Source organism: Janthinobacterium sp. GW821-FHT03C08 (genome assembly GCF_059420905.1).
Genome location: NZ_JBWKUP010000007.1, coordinates 108,186 through 130,513, shown reverse-complemented (window position 1 = coordinate 130,513; position 22,328 = coordinate 108,186). Strand labels below are relative to the sequence as shown.

Genomic DNA, 22,328 nt, shown 5'->3' with positions numbered 1-22,328 from the left:
AGACCATGATTTTGCATGAAATGATTTCGTATGAAACCCTGCGCCTGATCTGGTGGCTGCTGATCGGCGTGCTGCTGGTCGGTTTTGCCATCACGGACGGCTTCGACCTGGGCACGGGCATTTTGCTGCCCTTCGCCGGCAAGACGGACCTCGAGCGCAGGGTCATCATCAACAGCATTGGTCCCGTGTGGGAAGGCAACCAGGTGTGGCTGATCCTCGGCGGCGGCGCCATCTTTGCCGCCTGGCCGCAGCTGTACGCCGTCTCGTTCTCGGGCTTTTACCTGGCCATGTTCGTCATCCTCGTGGCGCTGATCATCCGTCCCGTGGCCTTCAAGTTCCGCAGCAAGCGCGAAGATCCCCGCTGGCGCGCCCGCTGGGACGCGGCCCTGTTCGTGGGCGGCTTCGTGCCAGCGCTGATCTGCGGCGTGGCCATCGGCAACGTGCTGCAAGGCGTGCCGTTCCGTTTCTCGCCGGACATGCACATCTTCTATGACGGCAGCTTCTTCGCGCTGCTCAACCCGTTCGCCCTGCTGTGCGGCCTCGTCTCGGTGGCCATGCTGGTGATGCATGGCGCCACCTGGCTGCAAGTGAAAACGGACGGCGCCGTGGCGGACCGTTCGCGCAACTACGGCAGCGTGGCGGCCATCGCGACCGTCGTGCTGTACGCGCTGGCCGGCGTGGCCCTGTGGCTGTGGGTCGATGGCTACCGCTTCACCAGTACGGTGCTGGTCGATGGCCCGTCGAATCCGCTGCTGAAAACGGCGGAAGTGCACGTGGGCGCCTGGTTCCTCAACTTCGCCGCCCATCCGTGGACGTGGATCGCACCGGCGCTGGGCTTGCTGGGACCCTTGCTGGCCTTCGCCTTCCTGCGCGCGCGCCGCGAAGTGCCTGCCTTGCTGGCCAGCGCGGCCAGCATCGCCGGCATCATCCTCAGCGTGGGCGCGGCCATGTTCCCGTTCATCCTACCATCGTCGATCGACCCGCGCGCCAGCCTGACGGTGTGGGATTCCTCGTCCAGCCACCTGACCCTGTTCATCATGCTGGTCGTCACGGCCGTCTTCATCCCCCTCATCGTGGCGTACACCACCTGGGTGTACAAAGTGCTGTGGGGCAAGGTTGACGGCAAGGCCATTGCCGACGACAGCGGTCACGCCTACTAAGAATTTACGAAAGGAATTAACTATGTGGTATTTCGCCTGGATACTGGGTCTGCCGCTGGCGGCGACCTTCGCCGTGCTCAATGCGATGTGGTACGAAATCGCCGATGGCGACACGACGCCCGAGCAGTACCGCGACACGCTCAAGTAAGCGCGTGCCGGCTTGACTGGCCCCGCCCGGCGCGATGGTTTTGCCATCGCTGCCCGGCGGGGATTTTCTATGGTTTTCCACATTTCCCGAAAGCAAGCACCGCAATCAGCATGCTGTGGGGCGCGGCGAAAGGCGTTGTGCGGCCAACACGGAACGCGTTGCCGTAGCGCCAGAACTTCACTGCTCCCCGCCGCACCCGCCGCCCGCCCCTGCATCTCCAACGCCCGGTCCGGCCGTTCGCGGCAGCCGCGCGCAGGGGAGGGAAGCGCTAGAACTTGTTTTCACGCCGATGTCACGGCCCCTTGCATAAATTTATGTTTTTTGTGTTTTTTATTTTAATTTTTGTGAATTTTAATTAAATTCGCACTAAATTGTCAAAATTGGATGTAAAATAAGTTGCCTGTCAAAAAAATAGAATGACGTTTTGGTAAGTTGTCGCGGCGTCGGCCGAGCGCCTGCCATCCGTGCGCGAGTAGTGCCGCCTCGGCCGCTGAACCAGAGGCAAGCATAGTTAATCTAAGGAAAACATCATGAGTATGCTAAGAGGACTCAAACTAACGCACCGCCTGGCTGTGCTGATTGTGATCTTTTCAGTCGGTTTCATCCTCTATGGCCTATGGTCGTTCAAGACTCTGCAAGAATGGAAAGTGAACGGCCCTGTCTATCAGAAAATTGTGCAAAGCAAGGATCTGATTGCGGACGTGTTGCCACCGCCGGAGTACATACTGGAATCGTACCTGGTCAGTTTTCAGCTGCTGGCGGCCGAGGATCGTGCCGAACAGGCGCAGTTGATCGCCCAATTCAAGACGCTCAAGCATGATTACGATGAACGCCATGCATTCTGGAAAGGGGAGACGCTGGATGCCGATATCGCCGGGCTGTTGCTGAACAAGGCGCATGCGCCGGCGCTGGACTTCTATACGGTTGCACTGCAACAGTTCATTCCCGCAATCGAGGCGCAGGACAAGGCTGGCGCCGCCGTTGCCATGAAAAAAATGACGACGAGTTACGCCCGGCATCTGCAGGCCATCAAGCAACTGGTCGAGTTGACCACCCAACGCGCGTCGGCGATAGAGGCGGAATCGGGCGCGCGCATCACGGTGGCGGGCAGCTTGCTGCTGGCGATACTGCTGCTCTCGCTGGGGACGGCAATCGTGGTGGCTGTGCTCATCAGCAAGAGTATTACCAAGCCACTGCAGGACGCCGTGCACCTTGCCCGCATTGTCGCGTCCGGTGACCTGCGCAGCCATATCGCGACCGACTATCGCGACGAGCCGGGCGAACTGATGCGTGCTCTGAAAAGCATGACGGAGAGCCTGCGTCATACGGTGGGCCGTGTGCGTGGCGGTACTGAAACCATTTCGACAGCCTCGCAGGAAATTGCTGCCGGCAATCTGGACCTCTCGGCCAGAACGGAGGCTCAGGCCGGTGCACTGGAGCAAACGTCGTCGGCGATGCAGCAATTGACCAGCACGGTGCAGCAGAATGCCGAAAGCGCCCAGCAAGCCAATCAACTGGTTTTGTCGGCTTCAGCGGTTGCGGTGCAGGGCGGGCAGGTGGTCGAGCGTGTCGTCGCGACCATGATATCGATCAAGGACAGCTCGAACCGTATCGTCGAGATCATTTCCGTGATCGATGGCATCGCGTTTCAGACGAATATTCTGGCCCTGAATGCGGCGGTGGAAGCGGCGCGCGCCGGAGAACTGGGGCGTGGTTTTGCTGTCGTCGCATCGGAGGTGCGCGCCCTGGCGCAACGTTCCGCCAATGCCGCCAAAGAGATCAAGCAGCTGATTGCCGAATCGGTCGAAAAAGTCGAGCTTGGCAGCAATCTGGTCGATGAAGCGGGCGGCACGATGAAGCAAATCGTGTCCTCGGTCCAGCAGGTGGCGGGCATCATGGGGGAAATCGCCGTCGCCAGCAATGAGCAGAACGATGGCATCAAACAGGTGAATCAGGCCATCAGCCAGATGGATGCGGTGACCCAGCAGAACGCCGCCCTGGTCGAGCAGGCAGCAGCGGCAGCGGCCAGCATGCAGGAGCAGGCGGACAGCATGATGCAGGACGTGCGCGTATTCAAATTGCTGGCATGACCTCAGCGACCGGCCTTGTGCCCCAAGACAGGCAGGGGACTCAGGCCGGCGTCCTGGGGGCAGGTTTGGGCGTGGCGATGGCGATCGGGTCGCTGGCCGGAAAGCTTTCCTTCAGCGCTTCATCGAGGGCTTCCTCGGCGTGGCTTTCGCTGGTCGGCGTGGGCGAATCGCGCTCGGGTGGCGGTGCGGGTGCGGTGGCGGCATTGGTGCTCGATTGCATGGTGATCCCCTCGCGGTTGTGCGCCATGCGGCCAGGATGGCCATGGCGCGGGCTGATGCTTCCAGCCTAGCACATCGCGCAAAAAAGGCGCGCCCGCCGCGCATGCCAGGCTGGACAATGGCGGCGTCTGCTACACTGCGCTCCACTTTGATCCACGGAACCGCCATGACCTCCCTCCCTTTGCCTTACCGCGCTACCGCCCTTGACGCTTGTGCCTGGCTGGCCGAACAGACAGGTTCCCCGTGGACCCTGGCGCGCCTGCTGGAGCAGGGCGGCGCGCCGTACGTGTGGCTCGACTACAGCGAGGAATGGGCCGGGCTGTTCCAGGATGGCGTGACGCGCTATGCGGCGCCCGTCGTGTTTATTGGCGACAAGCAGCACCTGGCCTCGGGCGCGGGCGACGTCTGGCTGCGTTTTACGCGCGATTCGGGCAACCTCGCCATCGAACTGAAGGCGCCGGGCTTGCGCGTGCCGCTGGACGGCCTGCACTTCCAGGAACGCGACCTGTTGCGTTTGCTCAAGGAATTGCAGCAGCCGCAGCCGGATGTAGCGGCGGCGGACAAGGCGGCGCCCGTCGTCCTGCCCAGTGCCCTGAAGGGCCTGGGCCGCGAACAGATCCTGCTTGCCTTCGCCGGCGTGGGCAAGGTCGACCTGGACAAGGGGCTGGCCAGCGGCGTGGGCATCTTTGGCGACGATGGCGCGCGCGTGCGCAAGAATTCGCGCGGCGGCAAGAACAGCCACCTGTGGCATCCGGTGACGCTGGCGTTCGGCCTGCACGACGTGCACCGCGTGCCGATGGCGCACCTGAAGAAGGCCTTCGCCACGCAGCCCCTGCTGCGCGAGTGGAAGGCGGACTGGCTGGAGTCGCTGCGCCTGCTGGGCGAGTGAGCCGCGGGGCGCTTCTGGTGCCCTACAGTTCGATGGGCGCCACGTCCGTGCCGATGTCCGGCGCCGCGTAATGCATGCTGAAGTACGCGAAGGCGCCGATATTGAGGGCGACGGTGATCCAGAACAGGATGCGGAACGAGCGCTTGCTCGACTTGTGGCGCAGCCATTGCTGGGCCAGCACGGCGCCCGGCCAGCCGCACAGAAATCCCAGCAGCAGCAGGGTGCGTTCCGACGTGCGCCAGCGGCCCCCTTTGGCGGCCGATTTGTCGATGGCATAGGCCACGAAGCAGCTGATGCTCAGCACGCCATACACGAGGGCGACCAGGGCGGGAATATGGAAAAAGAAGGTAGCCAGCAAATACAGGACGGCAAAGAACAGGATGGACAGGTAGGGCATAGGATGGCTGGGCGTGAACGGAGGGCGCGAGTATCCCACAAGGAGAGCGGGACCGCCTGCTAAAACAGGCAGCCCTGCGCCGTATCGACCTGCTTGGCGCGGCGCCGGGCGTGGCCCGTCTTCAGGGCTTCGCGGTCGCTGGACAGGGCGATGCCTTCCAGCGCCAGTAAAGTTTCCTTGGCGTGCAAGCCGCCCGCAAAGCCCGTCAGCTCGCCCGTGGCGCCGATGACACGGTGGCAGGGCGCGATGATGGAGATGGGATTCTTGCCGTTGGCGGCGCCGACGGCGCGCACGGCGGAAGGGCGGCCGATCTGGCGCGCGATCTCGCCATAGCTGCGCGTCTGGCCATACGGTATCGTCAGCAGCGCGCGCCAGACGTCCTGCTGGAAGGGCGTGCCGGCGAAATCGAGCGGCACGTCGAAGCATTGCAGCGTGCCGGCAAAATACGCCGCCAGCTGGCGCGCCGTTTCCTGCAGCACGGCACAGTCTGCATCGACGCGCATCTGGCCCAGGCGCACGCGATTGGGCTTGTCGTTTTCCCACAAGATGGCGGCCAGCGCCGCGCCGCGCGCCACCAGGGTCAGCTCGCCCACGGGCGAGGGCACCACCATGCATACGTATTCCATGTCTGTTCCTTGGTCACGCCGCCTGGGCGAACGCCGTGCTGAATGAGAGTGCGCCAGTGTAGCAGGATGGCGGACGTATGGCAGCCAGTTGCCTATTGCGGGTAGGATAGTGTTTTTTCGGCACGGAGAACCGGCTTTGACGACCATCCCCACGTACGACACCATCCGCGCCATCGCCGCGCGCCTGGTGCAGCAGCAGTATCCCACGGCCGTGGCGGCCATCATCGGCGGCTCGTTCGCCACGGGCCGGCAGACGCCCACTTCCGACATCGACCTGCTGCTGCTGTTCGAGCACGTCGACTGCGCCTGGCGTTCCACCATCGTGGCCGAGGGGCGCACGGTGGAACTGTTCGCGCACGACGTGACCACCTTCACGTATTTTTGCCAGGAAATGGATGCACCGGGCGGCACGGTGCCGCTGGCGCGCATGGTGCTGGAAGGGGAAAACATCGTTGCCTCCGGCCCGCGCCATGCGCAGCTGCTGGCGCTGGCGCAAGCCATCGATGCGGCAGGGCCGCCCGTGCTCGACGGGGACACCCTGCTGCGGCGCCGCTACGCCATCACGACCCTGCTGGAAGACCTGGTCGACAGCCGGCATCCGGGCGAGGCGCTGGCCGTGGCCTGCCAGCTGTATGAGGCGCTGGCCGACCTGCGCCTGCGCGCGGCCGGCGCATGGAGCGGCGGCGGCAAGCACCTGTTCCGCCGCCTGCAGGCGTTCGATGGGGCCGTCGCCGTCCAGCTCGATGGCGCGCTGCGCCTGGTCGCCAGCGACTTGCCGGCCGGGCAGCGCGCGTTCGCGCACCTGGCCGCCGCCGTGCTGGCGCCCGTGGGCGGACCCTTGCTGGAAGGCTTCCACCTGCCGGCGCCCGCGCACTGGCGCAGCGACCCTGCAGCGTGATCAGTAGGTGCCGCGCAGGGACAGGCTGATGTTGCGCGGTTCGCCCCAGAACACGCCGTCGAAGAAGCCCACGTTGCGGTAGTATTTCTTGTCCAGCAGGTTGTCCACGTTCAATTGCACGCTGGCATGCTTGTTGAGCGCATAGCTGGCCATGGCGTTGACCAGCGCGTAGCCCGCCTGCGGGATGTTGGCGACGTCCCCGGACGGCGGGCGGCCATACCACGCTTCGCTGTAGGTGGCGCTCTGCGCCGTCATGCTGGCGCCCGCCCGCAAGCCGTCCAGCTGGCCGTCGAAGCGGTAGCTGGTGGCCAGGCGTAGCAGGTGGCGCGGCTGCGTGGTGGCGGCGCGGCGCCCGTCCGCCTCGGCCGCATGCAGGTAGGTGTAGCCGCCGCTCACTTCCCACGCGGGCGTGAGCTGGCCGGACACGTCGAATTCGATGCCCCTGGCCGTGACGCCGGCGCCGTTGGCCACCATGGCCTGGCTGCCGTCGGGCAGCAGGAAGCCGGGCGGCACCGTGCGGTCCAGTTCCGCCAGGTTCTTTTTCTTCGTGTGGAACAGGGCGGCCGACGCGTTCAGCTTGCCCTCATAGAATTCGCCCTTGATGCCCAGCTCCGCGTTGTCGCCTGTTTCCGGCGGCAAGAACTTGTCGTTGCGGTCCTTGCTCGTCTGCGGATTGAACAGCTGGGTAAAGCTGGCATACGCGGAATAATGCCGGTTGAGGTCGAACACGGCGCCCACGTAGGGCGTGATTTCATTGCGCGTTTCCGCAAAGTCGGCGCTGCCCGTGTACGCGCCCCGGGTATCGTAGCTGCGCGTGTCCGTGCGGTAGGTGCTGCTGCGCGCGCCGATGATCAGGTGCAGCGGGTCGGCCAGGCTCAGCCGCGTGGCCACGTAGGCGCCCGCCAGGCGCGTGACCGTTTCCGTGTGGGAACCATCCGCGTGGAAGACGGGGCGGGGAATATTGCCCGTCCAGCTGCGGTAGTCGGGGATGAAGTCCGGATAGGCGATTTCCGCCTCGCCGCCCAGCGAACGGGCGCGCTGGTTGCCGCCGTTCCAGCCGACGATGGCCGTGTGCTTGCGTCCCAGCAAGATGAACGGCCCGCTGGCGTACAGGTCGAAATTGTCGCCGGTGCTCTTGCCCGGGCCCCAGGCGCCCGTCCACAGGCGCATGCCTTCGCCCGTGGCGGGGTCGGGATGGCCCGCGCCCGCGTAGGCGACGGTGGTGCGGTTCGTGCTTTCCGTGCGCGCATAGCCCAGGTGCAGATTCCAGTTGCCGGGCAGGCGCTGGTACAGAGAGGTGAACACGGTATGCTGCTGGTTGGCCCAGGTGCTCCACGGCGTCGTGAAACTGGTGTTGCGCGGCAAGTTCGCCAGGCTGCCGTCCGCATTCCAGTAGGGCACGGCGCCCCAGGTGGCGCCCGTGGGCTGGTTGTCCTGGAAGTCGACGCCGGCCGTCAGCAGGGTGCCGGGGCGCAAGTCCGCCTCGAGGATGGCCATGCCGACCGTCTTGCGTTCGTGGTACATGTCCAGGTAGGAATCGCGCTTTTGCCAGGCCAGGGCGGCGCGGGCGCGCACGCTGCCTTCCCCGTCCAGGGCGCCGGAGACGTCCGCTTCCAGGCGCTGGTCGTTCCAGCGGCTGACGATGAGGCCGGCGCTGGCCTGGAATGTCTTCGTCGGCCGCTTGCGCACCATGTTGATGGTGGCCGACGGGTCGCCCTTGCCGCCCATCAGGCCCGTGGCGCCACGGATCACTTCGATGCGGTCGTACAGGATCGTATCTTGCAGTGGCGCATTGCCGCCCCGTGGCATGCCGTCGATCTGGATATTGTTGATGCCGAAGCCGCGCGCATAAAACGTCGTGCGCTCCGTGTCGTTCTGGCCTACCTGGATGCCCGTCGTTTGCGCCAGCGCCTGGTCCAGGCGCACGGCGCCCAGGTCGTCGAGCAGCTGGCGCGTGATGACGCTGACCGATTGCGGCGTTTCGCGCAGGGACAGGTCCATGCGCGTGGCGCTGCGCGCCTCGCCCGCCGTGTAGGAGCCTGTGCCTTCCGTGCTGGCCGTCGACTGGCCCAGCACGGTGACGGCGGGGATGGTCACGTCGGCTGGCGCGGCATCGGCTGCCCGGGCCGGCAGGGACGCGCCGGCGGCAAGGGCCAGCAGGACGGCCGGCAGCAGGCGGGGGAGAGGGCGCAAGGCGGGCTGGCGCGAAGAAGAGAAGACGGTAGTCGATTGCATCATTTTCCTGGCATATTTTTAGTCGTGAGGGTTCCTATCTCGTCTGGCGCATGGCGCAGTAGCTGGGGGATGGCGGGAGGCTGGCCCGGGGTCTGGCTCGGATAGCGGTTCCGGCGCGGGGCGCGGGAGGGACGTGCGTGCGATGCCTGTCACATTTAGTGAATAAGAATCATTATCAATATATGGGCTATTTGCCAATTAAGCAAGCGTGCGCATCAGAAGAGTGCATGCCGGCCGTTGGCGGCGCGTTGGCGGGGCTTCTGCGATAATGCAGACGCTGACAAAATATTTTCCTATTTGAAAGAATTGCATGCGTACATGGATAGCCTGTGCAGGGTGGTGGTGTGTCGTCTCGCTGGGCCAGGCCCAGGAGCACGCGCCGCCGCCGGCTGTTCCCGCGTCGCCGCCCAGCGCCAGTGCTGCGGCCTCCGCCGCCGGCGAGGCCGCGCCGCCCGCCGCCGCGCCGGCCAGCGAGCCCGCCTCTGCGGCGGAAGCGTTGCCGCCGCAAACGGTGACGATCACGGCCAATGGCGACGCCAAGCCGCCCCGCATACGTTTCACGGCCTACCGCGACAGCTACCTGACGGCCAGGAAGGTGTGGCAAGTGTCGAGCGGCAACGTGGTCATGGCCTTGCGCCTGATTCCCGCCAAGCTCAGCGCCACCATCGACGACGTGCGCGTGGCCCTGCAGGGCAATGGCCCGCCGATTCCCATCAAGGTGTCGGAAGGGGGCGTGTTCGTCGTGCCCCTGAATGACGATATCGCGGCCCAGGACGGTACTTTCCTCGTCAACAAGGGCAAGGGAGAGTTGACGGCGAACATCGTCATCCAGCCCTCGGTCGCGCGCGACGCATGGAATGTCACGCGCATCGGCCAGGTCCTGCACGACGCCCGGCGCGCCGTGCGGGCCATCACGCCGTGGTACAAGCGGCCGTTCGCCAGCGAGGTGCAGGCACTGGCCTTTTGCGCGGCCGAGACGGGCAGCGCGCTGCGCCTGATGGATGGCGAGCAGCTGATTGCCACCCTGCCCATGAACGAGCCGGCCGTCAACGACATCAACCAGCCCGTGTTCTGCAAGATCTTCGATGGCGAAGACAAATACCCGGGCCACTATCGCGTCGTGCTGCCCGAGCAGGCTGCCGTGCTGCTGCTGTAGGACGGGCGCGGACGGCGCTTACTGGGGCTGGCGCTGCGCCAGTTCCAGCGCCGCGGCCAGGGCCAGGTCCATGGTGGCCTGGTGAAAGATCAGCCATTGCGGCAACAGCGACAGCGCGTGGCGTCCCTGTGCCAGGTCGCCTTCGTCGACGGCGGCCCAGGCATGGTGCAGGCCGCTGAGCACGCGCGCATGCTGTTCGCGGTGGTTGGCCAGCGAAGGAAAGCCGATTTCCTCCATCAAGTCTTCTTCTTCCCGAAAATCGCGCTCGACGGCCGCGATCAGGTCGCGGAACGCCGCGCTGAAATGCTGGTCGCCCAGTTGCGACAGCCGCCCCAGCTCCAGAAACAGCGCTTCATGCGCCTCGTCGATGGCGGGCACGCCCAGTGCCATCTCTTCTTTCCAATGCGAATCATGCATGCCAAACCTCCCCGTTGAACCCGTCCCGATGCGAGCCGGGCTGTTCCAGTGTGGGCGCAGGAACGCGGTAAATCCATGATCTGGATCAAAAGTATGGTGAAGAAAGGCGGGGAAGAAGCAAGCTGGAGCAGGGGAGCCAGGGAACACTGTCCCACCCGCAACAAAGCGGTTTCAACGATGCTAACCCTTGACGGGCAACTGGCGGGTGCCGCCGAAAGACACTGCCGGCAAGGCGCCGTGCCGACGGCAACACGACTGTGCTGCGCGGCGCGGCAATGCAGCCGGCGGCGTTTTTTCAGCCCCGCGCAGGCTTATTGCTTGGGCCAGCGGGCCCACATGCCTTGCGCATCCACGTTCGGCACCTGCAACTGTTGCCCGGCCGACGTCTGCATGGCATCCCGCAATACCAGCGGTATCAGCAGCAGCGCCGAGAGGGCAAGGCAGAGCAGCACTTTGAGCGTCAACATGGTCGTCTCCTGATGAGCCGGTGGCGGCGCGGGGGTGCGGCGCCTGCCGGTCACTTCAATCGCGTGCTCATATCTTTACTACCATGCTTGCAGTTTAGTTCATTTGATTGAAACTTCAACTAGTTGCTGTGATGCACTGCACCAGTGTGCCTGCCCGTCGCCCGCTTACCTGGCCTTGCGGCGCTTGCGCGGCTGGCCCGCCGCCGGCAGGAAGGAGTCGAACCACACTTGCGTCAGCTGCCGCGTATTCTTGGCCGTTTCGCGCTTGACGGCCGCCGTGGCCTGGCCGCGCGCCGTATTGGCGATGCGGTTGGCGGCGCTCAGGTACATGCTCATCCAGGGGTTTTTCATGGGGGACCTCGCAACTGATGGGTGGGGCGGCACGCTTGCCACCATGTGCCCACTCTAGTCCCGTGGCGGTTTTTCACCGTTCGCCGCCGCACACAGGGCGGCGGCAGGCAAGGTGCTTTGATGTAGCTCAATACACGTCGCGGCGATAGCGGCCGGCGGCCAGCAGAGCGTCGACGCCATCCTGGCCCAGCACTTCTTGCAGCACAGCATCGACACCGGCCGCCATGCCGTGCAGGCTGCCGCACACGCAGACGATGGCGCCTTGCGCCAGCCAGTCGCGCAGTTCATTTGCGTTGGCGCGCAGGCGGTCCTGCACATATTCGCGCTGGTCCCCGGCGCCGTCGCGCGAGAAGACGCGGTCCAGGCGCGCCAGGTGGCCATTGTCCAGCCAGCCCTGCAACTCCGCGCCGCAGATGCTGTCAAAAGCTTGCTGGCGTTCGCCGAACAGCAGCCAGTTGCGGGCCAGTCCCGCCCGTTGGCGCGCGCGCAGGTGCGCGCGCAAGCCGGCCAGGCCGGAACCGTTGCCGATATAGATGCAGGGCACGTCCGCCAGGGCAGGGGCGAAGCCGGGGTTGGCTTGCAGGCGCAAGCGGATGGCCGCGCCCGGCGGGGCGAAGCGCGTGAGCCAGCCGGAAGCGAGGCCATGGCCCTGATTGTCCCCGCCCGCATGGGTTTCCTGGCGCACCAGCAATTGCAGCGCGCCATCGGCCGGCATCGAGGCGATGGAATAGCTGCGCGGTGCATGGTGGGCAGTATCCCCGTCGCCATCGCTGCCATCCGCATTGCAGGGAATGATTTCAGCCAGCGCGCCCGCTTCCCACGTTGCGCCGGCCGGGCCGGCCAGGGTGATTTCGTGCAGTTCGCCGCCCAGGCTGCCCGGGTTGAGCAGCACGCGGCCCGTCAGATGCCACGTGTCATACGATGCTTCTTCCTGCACGCCGATGGCGTCAATGGCGCTGCCGCTGCAGCGGGCCAGTGCCTGCGACCAGGCGGCCAGGGCGGCGGGATCGTGCTTGTCCACCTCGATCAGCGGGAACAGTGGCGTGGCGCCCAGCGCGTGCAGTTGTTGCTCCAGCGCATGGCCAAAGCCGCAGAAGGCGCTGTAATGGCGGTCGCCCAGGGCCAATACACCCACTTCCAGGCCCGCCAGCGGCGTGCCCGGTGTGGCTTGCAGCAGGCGCGCGAAGCGGCGCGTGCCGTCCGGCGCCTCGCCTTCGCCAAAGGTGCTGGCGACGATCAAGGCCCGTTCGTACTGGCGCAATTGGGCGGGATCGAACTGGTCCAGCGACTGCACGTCCACGGCCGCGCCCGCCTGCTGCAGGGCGCGCGCGCTTTCCAGGGCCAGGCGCTCGGCCTGGCCCGACTGGCTGGCGTAGGCGACGAGGGTGGGCAAGCCCGTGCCCGCGTTGCCGGGCGTGCCGGCCAGCATGGCGCGCTGCGCCTGCACGGCCCGCTTCGCCTTGCGGCGGCCCAGGTACAGCATCCAGCCCGTGATGGCGAACAGGGGCAGGCCCAGGCTGGCCAGGGTGACGATGATGCGTCCTGGCAAGCCGAAGTAGGTACCCATGTGCAGCGGATAAATGATGTTGACGAGGCGCGCCCCCAGTCCCTGCTGGCTGTACGGCGCGTTATCCGTCACCTTGCCGTCGGCCGGCAGGATGTCCATGCGGCTGCGCGCCCGCTCGTGCGGCGCGTCGGCGGCCAGCCACGTGAATTGCACGGCTTCGTCCGGGCGCGTGGGCAGGCGCACGCTGGCCAGGGTCCAGCCGGGGGCGTGCTGCTGGAAGCTGTTCCAGGCCGGGCCGACGTCGACGGCGGGCGCTTCCTTGTTCTCTTTCGGCGGGCCTTTCTTGCCCGGCGCCTGTGCCACGCGGGGCGGCTTGCCGGCCCAGGCGTCGATATTGTCGCGCACCACGTCATAGCTCCAGTAGATGCCCGTCAGGGTCAGCGCCACGTAGACGAGCAGGCACCAGGTGCCGGCCACGGCGTGCAGATTCCACAGGAAGGAGCGGCCTTTCAGGGCCGGGTCGAACGTCAGCCACGTGCGCCAGTCCAGCGGGCGGCGCGGCCAGCGCAGGTACAGGCCGGAGAGTGCCAGGCCCAGCAGGCACAGGGCCAGCGCACCCGCCACTTGCCGGCCCGGATCGCGGGGCAGCAGCAGCCAGCGGTGCAGCGATTCCGTCCATTCGAAAAATTCCGCGCCCGCCAGCGCCGGCTGGGTGGCGCCCGTGTACGGGTGCACATAAATGGACTCGCCGCGCCGCTGGCCATGCTTCGGCGCAAAGAATAAACGGGGCGCCGCGCCCGCTTTCGCATACATGGTGATGGACGCCACGCGCTGGCCGTGTTCGGCCGCGGCAATGCTGGCGAGCTGGCCCGGCGTCAGCGGCGCGCGCGTTTCCACGGGCACGTGGCGCACGCCGGGGTTCATCAGGTCCAGCAGCTCATCCTTGAAGGCCAGGGTGGCGCCGCTCAGGCCAATGATCACCAGGACCGTGCCGGCCGTGATGCCGATGAACCAGTGCAGTTGAAACCAGACCTGCTTCCAGTTCCAGTGCCGGCGCGGCGATGCGGCGGCAGCTTGGCGCTGCTGGTGCGCTTCGGGCGCGGCGTCGGCGCTGGCGCGCAGCTGGGGCCGGTGCAGGGTAGGGGAGGTGGTCATGAATCGGCTTTCGATAGCGCAGCCATGCATGGCGTCGGACGGCATGGCAGGGGTGGTGAAGGCTGCTATAGTATCGCAAACGAGAATCATTCGCAAATAATGGCGGGATGTCCGGGGCGGCGCAAAATCGCCACGGAATTTGAAAATGATGACATTGATAATTTACATCGCAGTGAAATTGTGTGAAAATAAAAATCATTCTCATTCGTGATCATGAAATGATCCAGCATTCCTGAGCATGAATTCCTGATACCGGCTGACCCACTTGGCAGGCAAGTCCGGCAGCCCTTTTGTCCGTTTGCCCGTGTCCACCATTTCTCCCTCCCTCGATAGCTTCAGCGACCTGTACACCAGCCACCATGGCTGGCTGTATCACTGGCTGTGGCGCAAGCTGGGCTGCCGCGACGGTGCGGCGGACCTGGCGCAGGACACCTTCGTGCGCATGCTGGCCACGCAGTCGGCGGACGGCCTGCGCGAACCGCGCGCCTACCTGAGCACGGTCGCCAACGGCTTGCTGGTCAACCACTGGCGCCGCCTGACCCTGGAGCGCACCTTCCTCGCCGCGCTGGCCAGCCGGCCCGAGCTGACGGCGCCGTCGCCCGAGGAGAGGGCGCTGCTGGTCGAAACCCTGTACCGCATCGATGCCATGCTCGATACCCTGTCGCCGCGCGCGCGCCAGGCCTTCCTGCTGGCGCAGCTCGACGGGCTGACGTATGCGCAGATCGCCGGCCAGCTGGAAGTATCGGAGCGCATGGTGAAAAAATACATGGCGCAAGCCATGCTGCAATGCATGCTGTGCATGGATGATGCCGCCTGAGTCCGCCTCCGCGCTGCGCCAGGCGCCGGCCGACTACGCCATCCTGCAGGAGGCGGCCGAATGGTTCGCCGTGCTGCGCGGGGATGACGTGGCGCCCGCCGACCGGCAAGCGTGGGAGCGTTGGCATGCGGCGTCTCCCGCTCACCGGGCCGCCTGGCGCAGGGTGGAAGCCGTCAGCGCCGAATTCCGCCACTTGCCGGGCGAGCCGGCGCGCCAGGCGCTCGACGAGGCGGGCCCGCGCCGCAGCGCCGTCAAGGGCTTGCTGCTGCTGTGCCTGACGAGCGGACTGGGCGGCGCCATGTTCTGGCGGCGCGATGCGCGCAGCTGGCTCGCCGGCCTGCAAGCGGCGGAACACACCCCCGTCGGCACCATCCGCAAGATGGCGCTGGCCGACGGCTCGCAGCTGTGGTTGAACACGGCAACTTCCCTCGATATCGACTATGGCGCCGGTTTGCGCCTCATCAAGCTGTATGGGGGCGAAATCCACCTTGCCACGGCGCCAGACTGCCGGCAGCCGGCGCGCCCGCTGGTCGTCGACACCGTGCACGGCCGCCTGCGCGCGCTGGGCACGCGTTTCAGCGTGCGGCCGCAGGGCGATACGACCTTGCTGGCCGTCTACGAGGGCCGCGTCGAGGTGGCGCCCCGCGATGGCGGCACGCCGCGCATCGTGCCCGCCGGCCAGCAGATCCGCTTCGGCGATGGCAGTATCGGCGAGCCCTTCGCCGCCGATCCGAACGGGGCCGCGTGGATCGAGTACCGCCTGCAGCCCGAGCAGATGCGCCTCGACGATTTCCTCGCGCAATTGTCGCGCTACCGGCGCGGCCACCTGGGCTGCGCGCCCGAAGTGGCCCATCTGCGCCTCGTGGGCAGCTATCCGCTGGCCGACACGGACCGCATCCTGGCGGCCCTGGAAGCGACCTTGCCCGTGAAGGTCCACCGCCTGCACGACTGGTGGGTGACGGTCGAAGCGCGCCCAAAACTGTAAATAAGAATATTTCTCAAAGCTGGTTCCCTTTTTGAAAAGTTGTTTGGCAAGGTAGAGGTAGCCTGCTCAACACCACCTAGGAACGCCGTGCCCCTGTCCCCTTCATCCCTGCCGTTTGCCCGCCGTCTGCTGCCGCTGTCCCTGGCCGCGGCGCTGCTGGCCGTGCCCGCCATGTATGCGATGGCAGCGGCGGCCTCGGATGCGCCGCGCAGCTTCCGCATCGCCGCCGCGCCCCTGGGCCAGGCCTTGCGCCAGTTCGCCGGGCAGGCAGGCATCTTGCTGTCGGCCGAAGGTGGCTTGACGCAGGGCAAGCGCAGCGTCGGGCTGAACGCCACGGTGGCCATCGGCCAGGGCTTGCAGCAATTGCTGGCAGGCACAGGCCTGGTGGCCGTGGCCCTGGCCGACGGCAGTTACATCGTCCGCCTGGCGCCGCCGCCCGTGCGCGCCGACCTGGATGGGGCAGGGGTCGGCCTGCAGGTGCTGGCGCCCGTCACGGTGACGGGCGAGGGCGACTCTGGCTACCGCCGCGCCAGCTCAGCGGCCGCCAGCCGCCATGACACGCCCCTGCGCGACACGCCGCAAGCCGTCAGCGTGGTCACGGGCGAACTGCTGCGCGACCAGGACATGCGCAGCATGACCGACGTCCTGCGCTACCTGCCGGGCGTGGGCACGGCGGCGGGCGAGGGCAACCGCGATACGGCCGTGATGCGCGGCAACAGTTCCACGTCGGATTTCTACCTGGACGGCATGCGCGACGACGTGCAGTACTATCGCGACTTCTACAATATCGAGCGGGTCGAGGCCATCAAGGGGCCGAACGCCCTGGTCTTCGGCCACGGCGGCGGCGGTGGCGTGATCAACCGCGCCACCAAGCAGCCGCAGTGGACGGATGCCGGCGAAGCAATGGCGAGCCTGGGCGCCTGGCGCAACCGGCGCGCCGCCCTCGACGTGCAGCACCTTGTCGGCAGCGCGGTGTCCCTGCGCCTCAACGCCATGGCGGAAAACAGCGATTCGTTCCGCCAGGGCGTCAACGTGCGCCGCAGCGCCGTCAATCCTGTCGCGGCCTGGCGCCTGTCGCCGCGCACGACGGTGGTGGCCAGCTATGAACATTTCCACGACGACCGGGTGACGGACCGGGGCGTGCCATCGTACCGGGGGCGGCCCATCGACACCGACCCGTCCACGTTCTTCGGCATCGCCGGCAACAGCCCGTCCTGGGCTTACATCGATGCGCTGGGCGTGACCGTCGAGCATGCATTGGGCGGCGGCGCGAGCGTGCGCAACCGCACGCGCCTGGCCGATTACGACAAGCTGTACCAGAACGCCTTTCCCGGTCCCGTCAGCGCGGACGGCCAGTCCGTGACGGTGCTGGCATACAACAGCACGACACGGCGGCGCAACCTGTTCAACCAGACGGACGTCGAGTGGACGGTGGCGGCCGGGACCGTGCAGCACCGGCTGACGGCGGGCGCCGAACTGGGCCGGCAGACGACGGACAATCTGCGCAACACGGGGTATTTCACCACCCTGGGCGACAGCGTCACGCACATCAGCCTGCCCACGGCGCACCCCGTGACGGACTTGTCCGTGACTTTCCGCCCCAGCGCCACGGATGCCGACAACCATGGCGTGGCCGACACGGCCGCCGTGTATCTGCAGGACCAGGTGCGCTTCAGCCCGCGCTGGCAGGCGATTGCCGGCGTGCGCTACGAGCGCTTTGCCGTCGATTTCGTCAACCGGCGCAATGGCGAGCGCCTGTCCCGCGCGGATGCGCCGTGGTCGCCGCGCGCGGGCCTGATTTACCAGCCGCTGCCCGCCCTGTCGCTGTATGCCAGCCTGAGCCAGTCCTTCCTGCCGCGCGCGGGCGAACAACTGGCGTCCTTGACGCCCAGCAACGCCGTCTTCGAGCCGGAGCGTTTCCGCAGCGTGGAAGCGGGCGCCAGGTGGGAGGTCACGCCGGACTTGACGGCCAGCGCGGCCCTGTACCGTTTGACGCGCAGCAATGTCGCCGTCACCGACCCGAGCGACAGCACGCGGGCCATGCTGGTCGACGGCCAGCGCAGCGAAGGGCTGGAACTGGACGTCAATGGCAAGGTCTTGCCTGGTTGGCGCATCGCCGGCGGCTATGCCTGGCAGCGCGCCGTGCTGACGGTCACGCAATCGGCCACGGCCCTGGCAGGCGCCACGGTGGCGCACGTGCCCCGGCACAGCCTGTCCCTGTGGAACCGCTACGATTTTTCAGGCGCCTGGGGCGCGGCCCTGGGCGTGATCGCCCGCAGCGCCGTGTACGCCTCCGTGTCGAATACGGTGGTGCTGCCGGGCTTTACCCGCGTCGACGGCGCCGTCTATTTCAAGCCGCAGCCGCGTGTCCAGCTGCAACTGAACGTGGAAAACTTATTCAACAAGAAATATTACGCTTCCGCCCACAGCAACGACAACATCGCGCCCGGTTCGCCCCGGGCGCTGCGCATGACGGCGCTGTGGCGGTTCTAGTTTTGCAGTGCCCAAGTTTGTAGTACCAAGCAATCAAGGAGCCAGCCAACTGCCGGGGGGCAGTAGCCAGCCAATTTATTCCATCCGATATATTGAAAGATAGCGATGACATCGAAAGACAAAGCGGGCGCCACCATCCGCAGCCGCAAGCACCAGACCCCTTCCACGCCGCGCATGCACGGCACGGCCCTGGCCGCGTTCGCCACCCTGGCCATGCCGCTGGCGCTGCACGCGCAAACGACGGACAAGCCGCAGCAGTTGCAGGAAGTTAAGGTCGTGGGCACGGCTGAGCGCCTGATCCAGGCACCCGTCAAGTCGGCCAACGACAAGCTGACGGCACCCCTGCTCGATACGCCAAAATCCGTGACGGTGATTCCTGCCGAGATCATTTCGCAAACGGGCGCCGTCTCGCTGACGGATGCGCTGCGCACCGTGCCGGGCATCACCATCGGCGCCGGCGAAGGCGGCAACCCCGTGGGCGACAACCTGTTCATCCGCGGCTACAACGCGCAAACGGATACCTATATCGACGGCATCCGCGACACGGGCTCGCAATCGCGTGAAATTTTTGCGCTGGAACAAATCGAAGTCGTCAAGGGCCCGAACTCGGCCTACGGTGGACGCTCGTCCGCAGGCGGCGGCGTCAACCTGATCAGCAAGACGCCGAAGGCGGAAGATTTCACCAACGCCACCGTGGGCCTGGGCAGCGCCAAGTACCGGCGCGCCACGGCTGACGTGAACCGCGTCATCAGCGACGACGTGGCCGTGCGCCTGAACGTGATGGCGCACGACGCCCACGTGGCCGGCCGCGACTTCATCAATGGCGACCGCTGGGGTATCGCGCCCTCCGTCACCTTCGGCCTGAAGTCGGCCACGCAGGCGACCCTGAGCTACTACCACATGCAGTCGAGCGAGTTGCCGGACACGGGCTTGCCGTTCAACAACCCATTCTCCTCGGGCGCGAATGTGGCGAAAAACGGCAACGGCACCCCCGTCAACATGCCGCGCGACACCTTCTATGGCCTCGTGAACCGCGATTTCCGCGATACGCAAAGCGATATCGGCACCATCGACGTGCGCCACGACTTCGGTAATAAATTGATCTTGCGTAACGTGACCCGCTACGGCAAGACCAGCAACGACTACGTGTGGACCCAGCCCGACGATTCCAAGGGCAATACCATGCTGTACGGCACCGTCTGGCGCCGCGCCAACACGCGCACGACCGATACGGATGCGCTGGCCAACGCGACCAGCCTGGGCGGCGAATTCCTGGCCGGCGGCGTGAAGCACACCTACACCGTGGGCCTGGAAATCAGCCGCGAGGAAACGGACCGCAGCGCTTATCTGTTCAGCCCGGGGGCGAACAACCCGCTGGAAAAAGTCGGCTCCAACTGCCCGACCTATGGCGCGGCCACCCTGTACAACTGCGCCCCCTTGCTCAACCCGAACGCCAATGACCCGTGGGTTTACACGCGCACCGTGTCGCCGGCCCGCACGAACATCGTCACCAACACGCGTTCCGTGTACGGTTTCGACACCATCGAGTTCACGCCGCAATGGCTGCTCAACGTGGGCATCCGCTGGGATGACTACAAGAGTTCGCTGAACACGCCGCAATACACGCTCGACGGCAAGACCACCGCCGCCACCAGCGCCAATGTGCACGCCACGTTCGCCAGCTACCAGGCGGGCCTCGTGTACAAGCCATCGACCAACAGCAGCGTATATGTGTCGTACGGCACCTCTTCCACGCCACCGGGCAATGACGGCGGCGACGGCATCGACGGCTTGACGGTCGCCATCCAGAACCTGAAGCCGCAAGAAAGCAAGAGCTTCGAACTGGGCACGAAATGGGAAGTGCTGCCGGGTGGCCGCCTGTCCGTGAGCGGTGCCTATTTCCAGAGCGACATGAGCAATGCGCGCGTGACGGCACCGGACGGCAGCACGCAAAACGTGGGCGACAAGCAAGTCAAGGGCATCGAGCTGGGCTTGAGCGGCAATATCACGAAGGAATGGTCGGTGTTCGGCGGCTACACGCACCTGAACGCCATCGTGGAAAACAATGGCTACGTGACGAATGGCGTCATCAATGGCGTGACGCAATACGCGCCGTCGCCGTACAACGGCAACCAGTTCCCGACGACGCCGAAAAACAGCGCCTCGCTGTGGACGTCCTACCTGGTCACGCCTGCCATCACGGTAGGCGGCGGCGTGAACTACGTCGACAAGGTCTATGCCAACGTGGCCAACAACAAATATGCGCCGGCCTACACCCGTTTCGACGCCATGGCCAGCTACGTGGTCAGCCGCAACGTGACCCTGCAGCTGAATATCCAGAACCTGACGAACAAGCTGTACTTCGACAAGGTTTCCTCGCCGCACTACGCCGGCGTGGCACCGGGCCGCTCGGCAACCCTGACGGCCAACATGAAGTTCTGATGTTTGCCCGTTTGAGCTAGCGCAAGGCGCCGTCCCGGCAGAGTGGGGCGGCGCCTTTTTTCATTTTCCGGTTCCCTTTTGATGTTCTCGATTGGCAATGTCAGTAGAGCTGAACGCACAAGCGGAGAATCCCATGCAAGACATTCCTATCCAGGGCGATGGCCGCGTTTTCGACAGCCTGCGCGCCGTGCGCCTGCGCCCGACGAGCGCGCGCATCTGCATCCTGCAAGTGCTGGCGGCTACCCAGCGGCAAGCCATGAACGCAGAAGGCATCTACCAGCAGTTATTGCATATCGGCATATCCATCAGCCTGGGCACGATTTACCGCGTGCTCAAGGAAATGGAGCAGGCGGGCTTGCTGTTGCGCGAGCGCGAAGCGAGTGCCAGCGGCAACAAGGCGCGCTACCTGATCAAGCCCGACAAGGTGGCGGCGGACAGCTGCTACCTCGTGTGCCGGGTCTGCGAACGCAGCGTGCTGGTGCAGGATGCGCCGCTGGTGGAGCAGGTGCGCCTGACGGCGGCCCGGCATGGCATGGAAGTCGGCGCCAACGTGCTGTCCGTGCAGATGCGCTGCAGCCAGTGCGCCGAGGAAGCGCAGGCGGGACGGGGCCGGCCGCTGCGGGTCGGCTGACGGCGCTGGCCCCGTTGATTGATGCGGCGCAGCAATGGCGGCCGCCCCATCCACGCCCTCGCCGGGCGGATTAGGCGCTACAATAGGGAATCTCTTTATTCTTCCTGACTCGTCTTCTGCTGCCATGACCACTTCCACACCGAATCTCGTCGTCACCCCATCCGCCCACCCCCTGTCCGACGCCGAGCGCGCCGCGCGCATGGTCAATCCCGCCTTCGGCCGCATCTTCACGGACCACATGGTGGTGATTCCTTACCGCGACGGCAAGTGGCAGCAGGGCGAACTGAAGGCTTACGGTCCGCTGATGCTGGACCCGTCCGCCTCGTCGCTGCACTACGGCCAGGCCATCTTCGAAGGTTACAAGGCGTTTGCCCAGCCCGATGGCAGCATCAAGACGTTCCGTCCAGAACAAAATGCGGAACGCTTCAACCGCAGCGCCGCGCGCCTGGCCATGCCGGCCATCCCTGTCGAGCTGTTCCTGGAAGCGGGCGACGCGCTTATCGCGCAAGACCGCAACTGGGTGCCGAAAAACACGGGCGAGAGCCTGTACATGCGTCCGCTGATGATCGCCACCGATCCTTACCTGGGCGTGCGTCCATCGGAGGAATACCTGTTTGTGCTGTTCGCCTCGCCGGCCGGCGCCTATTTCCCGAAAGGCGTGAAACCCGTCACCGTGTGGATCAGCGAAGACTTCGTGCGCGCCGCGCCGGGCGGCACGGGTGAAGCCAAGTGCGCGGGCAACTACGCGGCCAGCCTGATGGCCCAGTCGCAAGCGCAGGAAAAGGGCTGCGACCAGGTCGTGTGGCTCGACGCCGTGCACCGCGAGTACATCGAGGAAATGGGCGGCATGAATCTGTTCTTCGTCTACAAGGATGGCGACAAGGTCACCGTCGTGACACCGGAACTGACGGGCACCTTGCTGCCAGGCATCACCCGCCGCAGCCTGCTGGAAATGGCGAAAGACCTGGGCTACGCGACGGAAGAGCGTAAATTGTCGGTCCAGCAATGGCGCGACGACATCGCCTCGGGCCGCATGACCGAAGTGTTCGCCTGCGGCACGGCCGCCGTCATCACGCCCGTGGGCGTGGCCAAGGCCAACGGCTTTGAAATGACCATCAACAACAACGAAAACGGCGCCGTCACCCTGGCCCTGCGCGAAGCGCTGCTGGGTCTGCAGCATGGCACGGCACCGGATACGCACGGCTGGATGCATACCGTTTGCTAAGTTGATGGTGTAATTTCACT

The 22,328-nt window shown here is 65.7% G+C and carries 20 protein-coding genes; 12 read left to right on the top strand and 8 right to left on the bottom strand.

Annotated elements, in window-relative coordinates; translation table 11 throughout:
• Positions 1-5: 5 nt before the first annotated feature.
• The 3 genes from cydB (at position 6) to AC07VL_RS11520 (ending at position 3,398) form a co-directional block, all read left to right on the top strand.
• Positions 6-1,160, top strand: a complete 1,155-nt coding sequence (gene cydB, locus AC07VL_RS11530) for a cytochrome d ubiquinol oxidase subunit II (RefSeq protein ID WP_494805962.1) — start codon at positions 6-8, stop codon at positions 1,158-1,160.
• Positions 1,161-1,182: 22 nt separating this feature from the next.
• Positions 1,183-1,308, top strand: coding sequence for a cytochrome bd-I oxidase subunit CydX (gene cydX / locus AC07VL_RS11525; RefSeq protein ID WP_494805961.1), 126 nt, complete (start codon positions 1,183-1,185; stop codon positions 1,306-1,308).
• A gap of 530 nt (positions 1,309-1,838) precedes the next feature.
• Positions 1,839-3,398: a methyl-accepting chemotaxis protein gene (locus AC07VL_RS11520; RefSeq protein WP_494805960.1), complete on the top strand. Its 1,560-nt coding sequence runs from the start codon at positions 1,839-1,841 to the stop codon at positions 3,396-3,398.
• A 40-nt stretch (positions 3,399-3,438) separates the two neighbouring features.
• Here the strand turns inward: AC07VL_RS11520 and AC07VL_RS11515 are convergent, their stop codons facing one another.
• Positions 3,439-3,618 (bottom strand): hypothetical protein, encoded by a 180-nt coding sequence (locus AC07VL_RS11515; protein ID WP_494805959.1) that lies wholly within the window; start codon positions 3,616-3,618, stop codon positions 3,439-3,441.
• 165 nt (positions 3,619-3,783) lie between these two features.
• On the opposite strand from AC07VL_RS11515, the gene AC07VL_RS11510 reads away from it, so the two are divergent.
• Complete coding sequence (locus tag AC07VL_RS11510) at positions 3,784-4,506, top strand: hypothetical protein (protein ID WP_494805958.1); 723 nt, start codon at positions 3,784-3,786, stop codon at positions 4,504-4,506.
• Between the two features lie 22 nt (positions 4,507-4,528).
• On the opposite strand, the gene AC07VL_RS11505 is transcribed toward AC07VL_RS11510, so the two are convergent.
• Entirely contained in the window at positions 4,529-4,903 is a 375-nt protein-coding gene (locus AC07VL_RS11505; protein WP_494805957.1) for a DUF1294 domain-containing protein, read from the bottom strand.
• Between the two features lie 59 nt (positions 4,904-4,962).
• Positions 4,963-5,529 (bottom strand): methylated-DNA--[protein]-cysteine S-methyltransferase, encoded by a 567-nt coding sequence (locus tag AC07VL_RS11500; RefSeq protein ID WP_494805956.1) that lies wholly within the window; start codon positions 5,527-5,529, stop codon positions 4,963-4,965.
• A gap of 136 nt (positions 5,530-5,665) precedes the next feature.
• Here AC07VL_RS11500 and AC07VL_RS11495 point away from each other — a divergent pair, with 136 nt between their 5' ends.
• Positions 5,666-6,427, top strand: coding sequence for a nucleotidyltransferase domain-containing protein (locus AC07VL_RS11495; RefSeq protein WP_494805955.1), 762 nt, complete (start codon positions 5,666-5,668; stop codon positions 6,425-6,427).
• Here the strand turns inward: AC07VL_RS11495 and AC07VL_RS11490 are convergent, their stop codons facing one another.
• Positions 6,428-8,662, bottom strand: a complete 2,235-nt coding sequence (locus AC07VL_RS11490; protein ID WP_494805954.1) for a TonB-dependent siderophore receptor — start codon at positions 8,660-8,662, stop codon at positions 6,428-6,430.
• 310 nt (positions 8,663-8,972) lie between these two features.
• Here AC07VL_RS11490 and AC07VL_RS11485 point away from each other — a divergent pair, with 310 nt between their 5' ends.
• Complete coding sequence (locus AC07VL_RS11485) at positions 8,973-9,818, top strand: hypothetical protein (protein WP_494805953.1); 846 nt, start codon at positions 8,973-8,975, stop codon at positions 9,816-9,818.
• A gap of 18 nt (positions 9,819-9,836) precedes the next feature.
• On the opposite strand, the gene AC07VL_RS11480 is transcribed toward AC07VL_RS11485, so the two are convergent.
• The 4 genes from AC07VL_RS11480 to AC07VL_RS11465 all read right to left on the bottom strand — a co-directional run bounded on the left by AC07VL_RS11480 (position 9,837) and on the right by AC07VL_RS11465 (position 13,715).
• On the bottom strand, positions 9,837-10,235 hold the full coding sequence (locus AC07VL_RS11480) for a bacteriohemerythrin (RefSeq protein WP_494805952.1): 399 nt from the start codon (positions 10,233-10,235) through the stop codon (positions 9,837-9,839).
• Between the two features lie 311 nt (positions 10,236-10,546).
• Entirely contained in the window at positions 10,547-10,702 is a 156-nt protein-coding gene (locus AC07VL_RS11475; protein WP_494805951.1) for a hypothetical protein, read from the bottom strand.
• A 165-nt stretch (positions 10,703-10,867) separates the two neighbouring features.
• The gene (locus AC07VL_RS11470) at positions 10,868-11,053 is read right to left on the bottom strand and encodes a hypothetical protein (protein ID WP_494805950.1); all 186 of its coding nucleotides are present in this window, start codon (positions 11,051-11,053) and stop codon (positions 10,868-10,870) included.
• Between the two features lie 127 nt (positions 11,054-11,180).
• Positions 11,181-13,715 (bottom strand): PepSY domain-containing protein, encoded by a 2,535-nt coding sequence (locus AC07VL_RS11465; RefSeq protein ID WP_494805949.1) that lies wholly within the window; start codon positions 13,713-13,715, stop codon positions 11,181-11,183.
• 304 nt (positions 13,716-14,019) lie between these two features.
• Between AC07VL_RS11465 and AC07VL_RS11460 the strand changes: the two genes are divergently transcribed.
• The 6 genes from AC07VL_RS11460 to AC07VL_RS11435 all read left to right on the top strand — a co-directional run bounded on the left by AC07VL_RS11460 (position 14,020) and on the right by AC07VL_RS11435 (position 22,308).
• Positions 14,020-14,532, top strand: coding sequence for a sigma-70 family RNA polymerase sigma factor (locus AC07VL_RS11460; RefSeq protein ID WP_494805948.1), 513 nt, complete (start codon positions 14,020-14,022; stop codon positions 14,530-14,532).
• Positions 14,519-15,517: a FecR domain-containing protein gene (locus AC07VL_RS11455; protein WP_494805947.1), complete on the top strand. Its 999-nt coding sequence runs from the start codon at positions 14,519-14,521 to the stop codon at positions 15,515-15,517. The genes AC07VL_RS11460 and AC07VL_RS11455 overlap by 14 nt, the downstream gene beginning before the upstream one ends.
• Positions 15,518-15,604: 87 nt before the next feature.
• The gene (locus AC07VL_RS11450) at positions 15,605-18,010 is read left to right on the top strand and encodes a TonB-dependent siderophore receptor (RefSeq protein ID WP_494805946.1); all 2,406 of its coding nucleotides are present in this window, start codon (positions 15,605-15,607) and stop codon (positions 18,008-18,010) included.
• A gap of 105 nt (positions 18,011-18,115) precedes the next feature.
• Entirely contained in the window at positions 18,116-20,452 is a 2,337-nt protein-coding gene (locus AC07VL_RS11445; RefSeq protein WP_494805945.1) for a TonB-dependent receptor, read from the top strand.
• Positions 20,453-20,585: 133 nt separating this feature from the next.
• Positions 20,586-21,083, top strand: coding sequence for a Fur family transcriptional regulator (locus tag AC07VL_RS11440; RefSeq protein ID WP_494805944.1), 498 nt, complete (start codon positions 20,586-20,588; stop codon positions 21,081-21,083).
• A 124-nt stretch (positions 21,084-21,207) separates the two neighbouring features.
• A complete protein-coding gene (locus AC07VL_RS11435; RefSeq protein WP_494805943.1) occupies positions 21,208-22,308 on the top strand; it encodes a branched-chain amino acid aminotransferase in 1,101 nt (366 codons plus the stop codon).
• Positions 22,309-22,328 lie beyond the last annotated feature (20 nt).

Bases quoted from the DNA above. Each gene is read 5' to 3' on its own strand.
- cydB (WP_494805962.1), top strand. From the start codon at position 6: ATGATTTTGCATGAAATGATTTCGTATGAAACCCTGCGCCTGATCTGG.
- cydX (WP_494805961.1), top strand. From the start codon at position 1,183: ATGTGGTATTTCGCCTGGATACTGGGTCTGCCGCTGGCGGCGACCTTC.
- AC07VL_RS11520 (WP_494805960.1), top strand. From the start codon at position 1,839: ATGAGTATGCTAAGAGGACTCAAACTAACGCACCGCCTGGCTGTGCTG.
- AC07VL_RS11515 (WP_494805959.1), bottom strand. From the start codon at position 3,618: ATGCAATCGAGCACCAATGCCGCCACCGCACCCGCACCGCCACCCGAG.
- AC07VL_RS11510 (WP_494805958.1), top strand. From the start codon at position 3,784: ATGACCTCCCTCCCTTTGCCTTACCGCGCTACCGCCCTTGACGCTTGT.
- AC07VL_RS11505 (WP_494805957.1), bottom strand. From the start codon at position 4,903: ATGCCCTACCTGTCCATCCTGTTCTTTGCCGTCCTGTATTTGCTGGCT.
- AC07VL_RS11500 (WP_494805956.1), bottom strand. From the start codon at position 5,529: ATGGAATACGTATGCATGGTGGTGCCCTCGCCCGTGGGCGAGCTGACC.
- AC07VL_RS11490 (WP_494805954.1), bottom strand. From the start codon at position 8,662: ATGCAATCGACTACCGTCTTCTCTTCTTCGCGCCAGCCCGCCTTGCGC.
- AC07VL_RS11485 (WP_494805953.1), top strand. From the start codon at position 8,973: ATGCGTACATGGATAGCCTGTGCAGGGTGGTGGTGTGTCGTCTCGCTG.
- AC07VL_RS11480 (WP_494805952.1), bottom strand. From the start codon at position 10,235: ATGCATGATTCGCATTGGAAAGAAGAGATGGCACTGGGCGTGCCCGCC.
- AC07VL_RS11475 (WP_494805951.1), bottom strand. From the start codon at position 10,702: ATGTTGACGCTCAAAGTGCTGCTCTGCCTTGCCCTCTCGGCGCTGCTG.
- AC07VL_RS11470 (WP_494805950.1), bottom strand. From the start codon at position 11,053: ATGAAAAACCCCTGGATGAGCATGTACCTGAGCGCCGCCAACCGCATC.
- AC07VL_RS11465 (WP_494805949.1), bottom strand. From the start codon at position 13,715: ATGACCACCTCCCCTACCCTGCACCGGCCCCAGCTGCGCGCCAGCGCC.
- AC07VL_RS11455 (WP_494805947.1), top strand. From the start codon at position 14,519: ATGATGCCGCCTGAGTCCGCCTCCGCGCTGCGCCAGGCGCCGGCCGAC.
- AC07VL_RS11445 (WP_494805945.1), top strand. From the start codon at position 18,116: ATGACATCGAAAGACAAAGCGGGCGCCACCATCCGCAGCCGCAAGCAC.
- AC07VL_RS11440 (WP_494805944.1), top strand. From the start codon at position 20,586: ATGCAAGACATTCCTATCCAGGGCGATGGCCGCGTTTTCGACAGCCTG.
- AC07VL_RS11435 (WP_494805943.1), top strand. From the start codon at position 21,208: ATGACCACTTCCACACCGAATCTCGTCGTCACCCCATCCGCCCACCCC.